Origin of the sequence: Paraburkholderia aromaticivorans (genome assembly GCF_012689525.1) — a bacterium.
GTDB lineage: Bacteria > Pseudomonadota > Gammaproteobacteria > Burkholderiales > Burkholderiaceae > Paraburkholderia > Paraburkholderia aromaticivorans_A.
In genome coordinates this window covers 2,070,763-2,083,362 of sequence record NZ_CP051516.1, presented here as the reverse complement: position 1 = coordinate 2,083,362, position 12,600 = coordinate 2,070,763, and the positions used below count along the sequence as shown (strand labels likewise).

Sequence of the window (12,600 nt, the reverse complement as noted above, 5' to 3'; positions counted from 1 at the left end):
CAAGAAACGATCTGCTAGAAGCAGCCGGTCAGCAATCAGCACATGACCGGATTGCTAATGATAGGAAGATGCCATTCGGAGTGCCTGGCCAGTCTTCCGCGACGCTTGCCGCGAACCGATGCGCTGGCAGACGATCCGCCAATGATGATCAAAGTAACGTGTTTCTTCAAGCACTTATGCATCGGCGCTGCACCGCATCAATCTGCATGCGCCGCCATCCGCGCGGCTAGCCGCCCTAGCCTGCGCACGGCTTCGTCGGCCAGATCGAGATCCGTGCTCGGCGAACTGAGCCGGATGAAATGATCGAAGCGCCCGGCATTCGAAAACACTGTCCCCGGCATCACGCGAATGCCGTCGTTTAGTGCGGCCTGGAAGAACACCGTCGACGATATGTCACGCGGCAGTTCGATCCAGAAAAACATCCCGCCGCGCGGTGGCGTGAAGCGCGTGCCGTCGGGAAACGAGGTAGCGATCGCCGCGGCCATCCGTTCGCGCTGAAGCCGCAACCGGTCGCGCAGACGCCGTAAATGCCGCTCATAGGCGTTCGTTTCAAGAAATTCGGCGAGCACGACTTGCGACAGTTGTTCATTGTGCCGCGACTGCGCGAACTTCAGCATGCCGATGCGCGGATGCCAGCGGCCGCCGTTGATCCAGCCGACCCGCATGCCGGGCGCCAGCACCTTGTTGAACGACGTGCAGTGAATCACGGTGCCGTCGGTGTCCCACGCCTTCAGCGATTTGGGTGGCTGCGCGGCGTCGGCCAGTTCGCGGTACGGATCGTCTTCGATCAGTGGAATGCCGGCCCGCGCGCACAGTTCGACGAGCCGCGCCTTGTGCGCGTCGGGCATCACGCTGCCGAGCGGGTTTTGCAGGTTCGGCACCACGACCACGGCCTTGATGTCGGGATGCGTGTGCAGCGCGAACGCCAGCGCTTCGATGGCGAGGCCGGTGGTCGGACTGGCCGGAATTTCGAGCGCGCGCAAGCCGAGGCTTTCGAGCGCCTGCAGCAGCCCGAAAAAGCACGGCGACTCGACCGCGACGGTGTCGCCCGGTTGCGTCACCGCCCGCAATGCGAGGTTCACGGCTTCGATGCCGCCGTGAGTCATGATGATTTCGTCGGCGCCAATCTGGATGCCGGCGTCGAGCGCGCGGCGCGCAATGATCGCGCGCAAGGCTGGATCGCCCTGGTCGTGTCCGGCGGCGGTCAGCAAGGTGGGCCGCTTGCGCAACGCGCGCAGCGCGGCTTTCTGCAACGCGTCCGTGGGATACAGATCGGGTGATGCGGTCGCGCCGCCGAGATTCAGCGCGTCCGGGTAGCGCTGGAATGTCGACACGATCGCGGAAATCACCGAGTGAATGCCGACGAACTGCGCGGCGCCCGGCAGCGCCGCCAGGTCGGGCTCGGACGCGGCCGGCAACGCCGCGGTCGGCGGCACCCGCACGAAGTAACCGGCGCGCGGCCGGGCATCGATCAGCGCGTCGCGCTCCAGCACGCGATAGCTCTCGGTCGCCGTCGCGAGACTGACGCCGTGCCGCTGCATGAAGGCGCGCATCGACGGCATGCGGTCGCCCGGACGCAGCACGCCGCTGCCGATCGCGCGGCGGTATTGATCGGCCAATTGCCGGTAGAGAGGCTGGCTATCCGGCAGCCGGTCCGCAGGCGCTGCCTGCCGCGTCAGGATGGATTGAGTCATGAGCCGATGGTCCGGACAGTTCGCGCGTTGCAACAGATACACATTCGTTCGATTCCGACCGATACAGCGCATTAAAATGCGTTGCTGTACCGGTTCACATTGTCGATGGCTGCGGCTGTTGTCACGTGAATGGACTCAATAAGCTGTGTGGCATGGAAACGCTTTAAAGGAAACGGCCATGTCAGCCTGTCAATCCCGCTTTGGTCCGGCACGCAGCGCTGCTGCTCGCCTCATCGCCGGCCAGTTGGCCGTGCGCGACTTGCGCGCCCGGACGTCGATCGTGGCAGTGGAAGGCGATCTGCGACTCGAGTTCCGCGATCACTCGCTCGCATGGCTGGGCGACGCCGTGCCGGTCACGTCGATCACCTTGCGCGAAGGCGAGTGCTTCGTGACGCCGCAACGCGGCGTCGTGTCGATCAGCGCCGCGCAGGCGAACGATGCTACGTTCGTCGTGCAGCCGTGGCGCGCGCAGAAGGACGGTCGCGGTCCGATTCGTGAAGCTGTTCAGCATCTGGCCAGTCTCGTCAAAACACGGCTGCGGCGCGCGGTCTGAAACGCCGCTCGGCGCACGACACGGCCCGGTACAATGCATGACCCAAGCCGCTCCTTGCGAGGTGCAGGTCATGTCCTTCTTCCGCGCGCTACTGTCCGGCCGTTCCGTTCGTCTGGCCGCGTTCCTCGCCATCGTCACGCTGACGCTCAACGGTTGCGCCGGCCTGTTCGGCGGCGATCCGGTGCGCGTGAACGTGGCCGGCATCGAACCGATCGACGGCCAAGGCCTCGAGATGCGTTTCAACGTGAAACTGCGCGTGCAGAATCCGAACGATTCCGCGGTCAGCTTCAACGGCGTGTCGCTCGATCTCGAACTGAACGGCAAACCGTTCGCGAGCGGTGTGAGCGACCAGGTCGGCAGCGTGCCGCGCTACGGCGAAACGGTCGTCAACGTGCCGTTGACCGTGCCCGCTTTCGCCGCGGTTCGCCAGGCCTTCGCCTTCGCGGGCGCCACCCAGTCGGGACAGATTCCGTACATTCTGCGCGGCAAACTCGCGGGTGGACTGACGGGCACGACGCGCTTCGTCGATCAGGGCACCTTGAGCCTGCCGTCGTCCGGCATGGCTTTGCCTTGAAGCGGGTCATCGAACCCAACATCACGCGCGAATAAAAAACGGGTGCCGTGTGGTTCGCCGCCCTCGCGCCGAACCACACGGCACCCGCCGTTCGCTACCATTCGAACCGGATCACACCACTTCGAACAGCCCCGCCGCGCCCTGCCCGCCGCCGATACACATGGTCACGACGACCAGCTTCGCGCCACGCCGCTTGCCTTCGATCAGCGCATGGCCGGTCAGCCGCGCGCCCGACACGCCATACGGATGACCGACCGCGATCGCGCCGCCGTTCACGTTCAGACGGTCTTGCGGAATGCCGAGCTTGTCGGCGCAATACAGCACTTGCACCGCGAACGCTTCGTTCAGTTCCCACAGGTCGATGTCCTCGACCTTCAGACCCGCCTGCTTGAGCAGCTTCGGCACCGCGAACACCGGGCCGATGCCCATCTCCTCCGGCTCGCAACCCGCCACCGCGAAGCCGCGGAAAATGCCAAGAGGCTGCAGCCCTTCACGCTCCGCGACCTTCGCATTCATCACCACGCAAGCCGACGCGCCATCCGAGAACTGGCTCGCATTGCCCGCCGTGATGACACCGCCCGGCATCGCGGTGCGAATCTTCGACACGCCTTCGAGCGTCGTGTCGGCGCGAATGCCTTCGTCGGCGCTGACGGTCACTTCCTTCGTGAAGAGACGCCCGCTCGCTTTGTCGGCGACACCGGCGAGCACCGTCAACGGCACGATCTCGTCCTTGAACTTGCCGGCTTCGAGCGCGGCCGCGGCGCGCTGCTGCGAACGCGCGCCGTATTCGTCCTGGCGCTCCTTCGAGATCGAATAGCGTTTCGCGACGTTCTCCGCGGTCTGCAGCATCGACCAGTAGATTTCCGGCTTGTTCTGACTGAGCCAGCCTTCGGTCAGCATGTGGTGGTTCATCTCGTTCTGCACGCACGAGATGGATTCCACGCCACCCGCCACAAACACGTCACCTTCACCGGCGATCACGCGTTGCGCGGCCAGCGCAATAGTTTGCAATCCCGATGAACAGAAACGGTTCACCGTCATACCCGGCACGCTGACCGGCAAACCGGCGCGCAGCGCGATCTGCCGCGCGATGTTCATGCCCGTCGCGCCTTCCGGATTGGCGCAGCCCATGATCACGTCCTCGACGCGCGCCGGATCGAGCTTCGCGCGCTCGACGGCGGCTTGCGTCACGTGGCCGCCGAGCGTCGCGCCGTGCGTCATGTTGAAACCGCCGCGCCATGATTTGGCGAGACCCGTACGGGCGGTCGATACGATTACGGCGTCAGTCATGCGTATTCTCCTGTGTCGACCAGAGTTAGCGCTTTAGCGCTTACTTTGGTCCCATGCAAAGCGGTCGACCAGAGTTAGCGCTTTAGCGCTTACTTTGGTCCCATGCAAAGCGGTCGACCAGAGTTAGCGCTTTAGCGCTTACTTTGGTCCCATGCAAAGCGGTCGACCAGAGTTAGCGCTTTAGCGCTTACTTTGGTCCCATGCAAAGCGGTCGACCAGAGTTAGCGCTTCAGTTGTCGACCGGGTTCGCGCTTTAACGCGCTACTCCAGTCCCATGAAGGCACTTACTCCGGTCCCATACAAATTGGTCGCTGCTTCCAGATGTCGATGGTGGCGCGCCAGCGAATCGCCGCGTAGCGCCACCTCAGTCAATTCACTCGCGCTGTGGCTCAGCCGTTGAACCCACGGCCCTTGGCCGCCAGTTCCGCGATGCTCGGCGCCAACTGCCAGGCATCGCCGTTCGGCCGCGCCGCGTAGCGGCGAATCGCGCGCTCGACGTTGTAGAGGCCGACCGTGTCCGCGTACAGCATCGGGCCGCCGCGATAGAGCGGGAAGCCGTAGCCGGTCAGATAGACCATGTCGATATCCGACGCCTTCGACGCAATGCCTTCTTCGAGAATCTTCGCGCCTTCGTTCACGAGCGCGAACACGAGCCGCTCGACGATTTCCTCGTCGCTGATCTTGCGGCGCTCGGCGTTGGCTTCCTTCGAGAACGCGATGATCATTTCATCGACCACTTTCGACGGATACGCGGTGCGGTCGCCCGCCTTGTAGTCGTACCAGCCGCCGCCGGTCTTCTGGCCGAAGCGCCCCGTCTCGCACAGACGGTCAGCGATCTTCGAGTAATGCATCTCCGGATGTTCCAGATAACGGCGCTTGCGGATCGCCCAGCCGATGTCGTTGCCGGCCAGGTCGCTCATGCGGAACGGACCCATCGCGAAGCCGAACTTCTCGATCGCACGATCGACCTGCGCGGGCAGCGCGCCTTCTTCGAGCATGAAGAGCGCCTGGCGGATGTACTGCTCGATCATCCGGTTGCCGATGAAACCGTCGCACACGCCCGAGACCACGGCGGTCTTTTTAATCTTCTTGGCGAGCTTCATGACGGTGGCCAGCACGTCTTTCGCCGTCTCCTTGCCGCGCACCACTTCGAGCAGCTTCATCACGTTGGCCGGGCTGAAGAAGTGCATACCGACCACGTCCTGCGGACGCTTGGTGAAAGCGGCGATCTTGTCGACGTCGAGCGTGGAAGTATTCGAGGCGAGGATCGCGCCTTTCTTTGCCACTTCATCCAGACGCTTGAACACCTGCTCTTTCACGCCGAGTTCTTCGAACACCGCTTCGACGATCAGGTCAGCGTTCTTGAGGTCGTCGTAGCAAAGCGTGGGCGTGATCAGCGCCATGCGCTGTTCGAGCGCTTCAGGTTTGAGCTTGCCCTTCTTGACGGTCGCTTCGTAGTTCTTGCGGATCGTGGCGACGCCGCGGTCGAGCGCTTCCTGTTTCGTTTCCAGCAGCATGACCGGAATACCCGCGTTGATGAAGTTCATCGCGATACCGCCGCCCATCGTGCCCGCGCCGATCACGGCCACCTGGCTGATGTCGCGCACCGGCGTGTCCGACGCCACATCGGGAATCTTGCTCGCCGCACGTTCGCCAAAGAACGCGTGACGCAGCGCATGGCTTTCCGGCGTCTGCACGAGCGCCATGAAGCAGTCGCGTTCGAACGCGAGGCCCTTGTCGAAGCCGTTCTGCACGCCCGCTTCCACCGCGTCGATACATTTCTGCGGCGCGGGAAAATTCTTGGCCATCGCGGCGACGGTATTGCGTGCGAACTGGATGAAACCGGCGGCGTTCGGATGCTCGATCTTACGGTCGCGTACCTTCGGATGCGGGCCTTCCTTCGCGCCGACTTTGCGGGCCAACGCCAGCGCGGCTTCGGCCAGATCGCCTTGCGCGAGTTCATCGAACAAACCGGAGTCAGCAAGCTTCTCCGACATGACAGGCGCACCGGAGACGATCATGTTGAGCGCCGCTTCGAGACCAATGGCGCGCGGCAGACGCTGCGTGCCGCCCGCGCCAGGCAGAATGCCAAGCTTTACTTCCGGCAGCGCGATCTGCGCGCCGGGCGCGGCGATGCGGTAATGCGCGCCGAGCGCCAATTCCAGACCGCCGCCCATCGCGACGCTGTGAATCGCCGCCACCACCGGCTTCGCGCTGCCTTCCACGGTCTTGATGACGGTGGCGAGCGTCGGCTCCTGGGTGGCTTTCGACGTATTGAATTCGGTGATGTCGGCGCCGCCCGAAAAGGCCTTGCCCGCGCCTGTCAGCACGATGGCCTTGATGGCCGGATCGTTCTGCGCGCGCTCGATCCCATCGACGATACCCGCTCGCGTCGACAGGCCGAGGCCATTCACGGGAGGATTGTTCAGCGTGATGACGGCCACGCCGTCATGAATTGTGTAGTCCACTGCCATCTGCCTGCCTCCATGCGATCCATGCGTTAGGGCGGCAATAGATGCCGCCCATCCGGTTCATCGAGTCGGATCAGCGATCCGACCCATTGTCTGACTTTCCGGGTTCAGCAGGCAGAATACACAAAAAAGCACGCTCGTTCAATTCTCCTTTTTTTATTTTCAGGCGGGGTTTCCCCTGGCGAGCGGCGTCAGCGGGCAGTCCTTTTCGTCTTCGAGCGCGGACGGCAGCACATGGTTGCGGAAAATATCGCGTAGCTTGAGCTTCTGCAGCTTGCCGGTCGCCGTGTGCGGCAGTTCGTCGACAAACGCGACATCGTCGGGAATCCACCACTTGGCGACCTTGCCGTCGTAGAAGGCGATCAACTCATCGCGCGTGACCTCGAAGCCGGGACGCTTGACGACCACCAGCAGCGGCCGCTCGGTCCATTTCGGATGCGCGCAGGCAATGCACGCCGCTTCGGCCACGGCCGGATGCGCGATCGCCACGTTCTCGACGTCGATCGAACTGATCCATTCGCCGCCGGACTTGATCACGTCTTTCGAGCGGTCGGTGATGTTCAGAAAACTGTCGCGGTCGATGGTGGCGACGTCGCCGGTGGGAAACCAGCCGTCCACGAGCGGCGAATCGTCCTTGCGGAAATAGCGGTCAATCACCCACGGCCCACGCACATGCAGATCGCCGAACGCCACGCCGTCCCAAGGCAGTTCGCGGCCATCCTCGCCGACGATTTTCATGTCGACGCCATACAGCACGTGCCCCTGCTTCTCGAGCAATGCGCGCTGATCTTCCAGCGGACGCTGGCTCTGTTCCCACGTCAGTTTGGACAGCGTACCGAGCGGCGACATTTCGGTCATGCCCCACGCATGGATCACCTGCACGCCGTAGTCGTCCTCGAAGGTGCGCAGCATGGCCGGCGGACAGGCCGAGCCGCCGATCACCGTGCGATTGAGCGACGAAAACCGCACTTTGGCCTCGCGCAGATGGTTGAGCAGGCCGAGCCACACGGTCGGCACGCCAGCCGAATACGTGACGCGTTCGCTCTCCATCAATTCGTATAGCGACTTGCCGTCGAGATCCTTGCCGGGGAAGACGAGCTTCGCGCCGGTCAATGGCGCGGCGTGCGGAATGCCCCATGCGTTCACATGAAACATCGGCACGACGGGCAGCACGCAGTCGCGCGCGGAGAGACTCATGGCGTCGGGCAACGACGCGCCGAACGCATGCAGCACCGTCGAGCGATGCGAGTACAGCGCGCCCTTCGGATTGCCGGTCGTGCCGGATGTGTAGCACAGGTAGGACGCCTGCCGCTCGTCGAGCGGCGGCCACTCGAAATGGCCGTCCTGCGCGGTGACGAGCGTTTCGTAACTGAGCGCGGGCGTCTGCATGGCGGGCCGATGCGCTTCGTCGGCGAGCGCGATCCAGCCGCGCACTTTCGGGCATTGCGGCGCGAGGACATCGACGAGCGGCGCGAATGTGGTGTCGAACAGCACGTAGGCGTCGTCGGCGTGATTGATGATGTAAGCGATCTGATCGGGAAAGAGACGCGGATTGATCGTGTGGCAAACGGCGCCGAAGCCGGTCGTGCCGTAATACGCTTCCAGATGGCGGTAGCCGTTCCACGCAAGCGTCGCGACCCGTTCGCCGGGTTCGACGCCGAGGGCGATCAAAGCCTGCGCGAGCTGCTTCGCGCGCTTCTCGCAATCACGATAGGTATAGCGATGCAGGTCGCCCTCGATACGCCGCGACACGATTTCGGTGCTGCCGAAATGCCGCGCGGCGTGTGCGAGCAACGAAGGCACAGTGAGCGGCACGTCCATCATCTGGCCAAGCAGCGGCGTCGTCATAAAGAGTGGTCTCCTCGGCTCGATCGTTTCAATTGGTTTTGCAGCTCGGGGGGCGCGCCTCGTCGCGCCTTCGGCGAAAAGCGCAAAGCCGGCAATCGATCTGGACAGGATCGGTACGGGACAGACGTACGGCCGGCCAGCAGCTCCGCGGGCGCGGACTTACAATATCGGTTAATCCAGAGGCGCTCAACATGTCGTTTTCCCCAAGCATTGCAGGGTTATCCGGGCCTTTGACGGCTCTATCCGATGCACTCACCACGTTGCACGAGAGCGCGTTCGCACGGCTCGGCAGCGTGTTTCTGACGCGTTTGCCGGCGGCGCCGCTCAATGCGCCGTACCTCGTCGGGTTCTCCGCCGAAACCGGCGCGCTGCTCGGTTTAGAGCCGGGCCTCGAGAATGATCCGGGTTTTGCTGAATTGTTTTCGGGCAACGTCACGCGCGAGTGGCCGGCCGAGGCGCTGCCTTATGCGTCGGTGTATTCGGGACATCAGTTCGGCGTGTGGGCCGGCCAGCTCGGCGACGGCCGCGCGCTGGGTCTCGGCGAAGTCGAACATGACGGCCAGCGCTTCGAGTTGCAGCTCAAAGGCGCGGGGCGCACGCCCTATTCACGCATGGGCGATGGCCGCGCGGTGTTGCGTTCGTCGATCCGCGAGTATCTGTGTTCGGAGGCGATGCATCACCTCGGCATTCCGACCACGCGCGCGCTGTGCGTGATCGGCTCCGATCAGCCGGTGCGGCGCGAGACGGTCGAAACGGCCGCCGTGGTCACGCGCGTGGCGCCGAGCTTCGTGCGCTTCGGCCACTTCGAGCACTTCTATTCGAACGATCGCACCGACGCGCTGCGCGCACTCGCCGATCATGTGATCGAGCGTTTCTATCCGCATTGCCGCGAAGCCGACGACCCGTATCTCGCGCTGCTGAATGAAGCGGTCATGTCGACCGCCGATCTGATGGTCGACTGGCAGGCGGTCGGCTTCTGCCACGGCGTGATGAACACCGACAACATGTCGATCCTCGGTCTCACCATCGACTACGGTCCGTTCGGTTTCATGGACGGCTTCGACGCCGGCTACATCTGCAATCACTCCGATTCGCAAGGCCGTTACGCGTACAAGATGCAGCCGCAGATCGCTTACTGGAACCTCTTCTGCCTCGCGCAAGGGCTGCTGCCGCTGCTGGGCGAAAAGCACGAGGAAAGCGTGCGCGGCGACAAGGCGATCGAAGACGCGCAACGCGTGCTCGGCGGTTTCAAGGATCGTTTCGCTCCGGCGCTGGAGCGGCGCATGCGCGCCAAGCTCGGCCTCGAAATCGAACGCGACGGCGACGACGCGTTGGTGAACCGTCTTTTCGAAGTGATGCACGCCAATCGCGCGGATTTCACGCTGACGTTCCGCAATCTCGCCCGCGTGTCGAAGCACGACACGAGCGGCGACGCGCCGGTGCGCGATCTGTTTCTCGACCGCGCCGCGTTCGACGCCTGGGCGAACGACTACCGCGCGCGGCTGTCCGAAGAAACACACGACGACGCCGCACGCACCATTGCAATGAACCGTGTGAACCCCAAATTCGTACTTCGCAATCATCTGGCGGAAACGGCGATCCGTCACGCGAAAGAGAAGGATTTTTCCGAAGTGGAACGACTGGCGGCCGTGCTGCGCCGTCCGTTCGACGAACAGCCCGAGCACGAAGCGTATGCGGGGCTGCCGCCGGATTGGGCGAGCTCGCTGGAAGTGAGCTGCTCGTCGTGACGCGCTGAACGCCTTCTGATCGCGCTGATTGTCCATATTGACGTAGTGAGCCGAATCCGCCTGAGCAACCAGCCGCCCCCAAAACAGACCCGAGCAAGCCCGAGACAGGAACCCCGACCATGAACAAACCCGACGAACTCAAGACCGACGCCCCCGCCGTGCAGAAAGACGACGCCGAGTGGCGCAAGCAGCTTTCCGACATCGAATATCAGGTGACGCGCCACGCCGCCACCGAGCGCCCGTTCACGGGCCGCTACCACGACCACTGGGACCGCGGCATCTATGACTGCGTCTGTTGCGGCACGCCGCTGTTCGAATCGGACACCAAGTTCGACGCCGGTTGTGGCTGGCCGAGCTACTTCAAGCCGATCGACGGCGAAGTGATCGCCGAGAAAACCGACCGCGCGCACGGCATGCTGCGCATCGAGGTGGAATGCAAGAACTGCGGCGCGCATCTGGGTCACGTATTCGAAGACGGACCCGCGCCGACCGGCCTGCGGTACTGCATCAATTCGGCTGCGTTACAATTCGAGCCCAAGTAACGCAGCGCGGAGTCCGGCGCGTTGCCGGCCGGCGTCTGCGACCATTCAGGCGCGCGCCGGCCGCGACACCCTTCATCCAGCTTGCGAACCGGTTGCCCCGACGCTTCGCACTGCGCCCTTATATTCTCCGGCTCACTCTCCGCTCAATTTCCGACCTCCCGACCAGATAATGAAATTCCTGTTCGATCTGTTCCCGATCATCCTGTTCTTCGTCGCCTTCAAGATCTGGGGCATTTTCACGGCGACGGCAGTGGCGATCGTCGCCACGCTGGTGCAGATCGCGTGGGTGGCTTTCCGCCACCGCAAGGTCGATCCGATGCTGTGGGTGAGCCTCGGCGTCGTCACCGTGTTCGGCGGCGCCACGCTCGTGCTGCACAACGACACGTTCATCAAGTGGAAGCCGACTGTGCTGTATTGGGCGTTTTCGGTGGCGCTGATCGTCTCGCAACTGGCCTTCAACAAGAACCTGATCGAAGCGATGATGGGCAAGCAGATCACGCTGCCGCACGCGATCTGGGGCAAGCTGAATGTCGTGTGGGCGATCTTTTTCGTGCTGCTCGGGCTAGTCAACCTGTTCGTCGCGTACAACTACACGACCGACCAGTGGGTCAATTTCAAGCTGTTCGGCGCCACCGGCTGCCTGGTGGTGTTCATCGTCGGACAGAGTTTGTGGCTGTCGAAGTATATGAAGGAAGAATGACATGACGAGCGACGCCGATGTATTCATGCACGCCACCACCGCCGAGCGCGCCGCGCTGATCGAGGCGCGCCTCGCCGCCGCGCTGGCGCCGGTCGCTTCGATCCAGATCACCGACGACAGCGCGCAGCACGCCGGTCACGCCGGCGCCTCCGCCGGCGGTCATTTCAGTGTCACGATCGTGGCGGCCGCATTCGCCGGCAAGGCCCGCGTGGCGCGGCATCGCATGGTGTATGATGCGCTGGCTGATGCCATGCAGCGCGGCATTCACGCCCTTGCCATCACGGCGTATACGCCCGAAGAATTCGCTTTGTTGCCCCGCTAGGAAAATTTTCGATGACCTTGAAGAAAACCCGCCTTTGGGTATTGCTGGCTGCATTTGCAGCCGCACCTGCATTCGCACAGAACATCGCCGTTGTGAACGGCACGCCGATTCCCAAAGCACGCGCCGATGCGCTGATCGACCAACTGGTTCATCAAGGCCAGCAAAATACGCCGCAACTGCAAACGGCCGTGCGCGAAGAGCTGGTGAACCGCGAGATCCTCATGCAGGAAGCGCTGCGCCGCGGCCTGCCGAATCGTCCGGACATCAAGGCGCAAATCGCCGTCGCACAGCAAACCGTCGTGCTGCGCGCGCTGATCGAAGACTTCGTGAAGAACAACGCGCCGAGCGACGCCGAAGTCACCGCGCGTTACAACGCGCTGATCAAGGACGCGGGCGGCAAGGAATATCACCTGCACCACATCCTCGTCGATAACGAACAGCAGGCAAAGGACCTGATCGCGAAGATCAAGGCCGGCGCAAGCTTCGAGGATCTGGCCAAGCAATTCTCGAAGGACCCGGGATCGGGCAAGAACGGCGGCGATCTGGACTGGTCGGACCCGAAGGCCTATGTGCCTGAATTCGCGGACGCGGCTACGCATCTGCAGAAAGGCCAGATGACCGACACGCCGGTGCATACGCAATTCGGCTGGCACATCATCCGTGTCGACGACGTGCGCAACATCACGCCGCCGCCGCTGGAGCAAGTGCGTCCGCAGATCGCGCAGCAGATCCAGCAGGAAAAGCTGCAGGCGTTCGAGGAAGGATTGCGTAAGAACGCGAAGATTCAGTAAACGGGTTGGCCGCTGGGGATCGAACGGCTCGCTTCGAGCGAACACATCGGTTCTTGTTTATCAGCGG

The 12,600-nt window shown here is 63.2% G+C and carries 11 protein-coding genes; 7 read left to right on the top strand and 4 right to left on the bottom strand.

Going from position 1 to position 12,600, the window contains the following annotated elements; all coding sequences use genetic code 11:
* Window positions 1-197: 197 nt before the first annotated feature.
* A complete protein-coding gene (locus HF916_RS37460) occupies window positions 198-1,694 on the bottom strand; it encodes a PLP-dependent aminotransferase family protein (protein WP_168793793.1) in 1,497 nt (498 codons plus the stop codon).
* A gap of 178 nt (window positions 1,695-1,872) precedes the next feature.
* Between HF916_RS37460 and HF916_RS37455 the strand changes: the two genes are divergently transcribed.
* Together HF916_RS37455 and HF916_RS37450 are read left to right on the top strand one after the other, a co-directional pair.
* Window positions 1,873-2,247 carry a hypothetical protein gene (locus HF916_RS37455; protein ID WP_168793792.1) on the top strand — a complete coding sequence of 125 codons (375 nt, stop codon included), beginning with the start codon at window positions 1,873-1,875 and terminating at the stop codon, window positions 2,245-2,247.
* 70 nt (window positions 2,248-2,317) lie between these two features.
* Window positions 2,318-2,821 (top strand): LEA type 2 family protein, encoded by a 504-nt coding sequence (locus HF916_RS37450; protein WP_168793791.1) that lies wholly within the window; start codon window positions 2,318-2,320, stop codon window positions 2,819-2,821.
* Between the two features lie 111 nt (window positions 2,822-2,932).
* Here HF916_RS37450 and HF916_RS37445 read toward each other — a convergent pair whose 3' ends face one another.
* The 3 genes from HF916_RS37445 to HF916_RS37435 form a co-directional block, all read right to left on the bottom strand.
* Window positions 2,933-4,111, bottom strand: coding sequence for an acetyl-CoA C-acyltransferase (locus tag HF916_RS37445; protein ID WP_168793790.1), 1,179 nt, complete (start codon window positions 4,109-4,111; stop codon window positions 2,933-2,935).
* 389 nt (window positions 4,112-4,500) lie between these two features.
* The gene (locus HF916_RS37440) at window positions 4,501-6,585 is read right to left on the bottom strand and encodes a 3-hydroxyacyl-CoA dehydrogenase NAD-binding domain-containing protein (RefSeq protein ID WP_168793789.1); all 2,085 of its coding nucleotides are present in this window, start codon (window positions 6,583-6,585) and stop codon (window positions 4,501-4,503) included.
* Window positions 6,586-6,744: 159 nt separating this feature from the next.
* On the bottom strand, window positions 6,745-8,430 hold the full coding sequence (locus HF916_RS37435; RefSeq protein WP_168793788.1) for a 3-(methylthio)propionyl-CoA ligase: 1,686 nt from the start codon (window positions 8,428-8,430) through the stop codon (window positions 6,745-6,747).
* Between the two features lie 191 nt (window positions 8,431-8,621).
* Here HF916_RS37435 and HF916_RS37430 point away from each other — a divergent pair, with 191 nt between their 5' ends.
* The 5 genes from HF916_RS37430 (at window position 8,622) to HF916_RS37410 (ending at window position 12,533) form a co-directional block, all read left to right on the top strand.
* Complete coding sequence (locus HF916_RS37430; protein ID WP_168793787.1) at window positions 8,622-10,178, top strand: protein adenylyltransferase SelO; 1,557 nt, start codon at window positions 8,622-8,624, stop codon at window positions 10,176-10,178.
* 119 nt (window positions 10,179-10,297) lie between these two features.
* Window positions 10,298-10,720: a peptide-methionine (R)-S-oxide reductase MsrB gene (msrB, locus tag HF916_RS37425; protein WP_168793786.1), complete on the top strand. Its 423-nt coding sequence runs from the start codon at window positions 10,298-10,300 to the stop codon at window positions 10,718-10,720.
* Window positions 10,721-10,889: 169 nt separating this feature from the next.
* Window positions 10,890-11,420: a septation protein A gene (locus HF916_RS37420; protein WP_091794362.1), complete on the top strand. Its 531-nt coding sequence runs from the start codon at window positions 10,890-10,892 to the stop codon at window positions 11,418-11,420.
* Window position 11,421: 1 nt separating this feature from the next.
* Window positions 11,422-11,742 (top strand): BolA family protein, encoded by a 321-nt coding sequence (locus HF916_RS37415; RefSeq protein WP_106307434.1) that lies wholly within the window; start codon window positions 11,422-11,424, stop codon window positions 11,740-11,742.
* Window positions 11,743-11,753: 11 nt separating this feature from the next.
* Entirely contained in the window at window positions 11,754-12,533 is a 780-nt protein-coding gene (locus HF916_RS37410; RefSeq protein WP_168793785.1) for a peptidylprolyl isomerase, read from the top strand.
* Window positions 12,534-12,600: the final 67 nt, after the last annotated feature.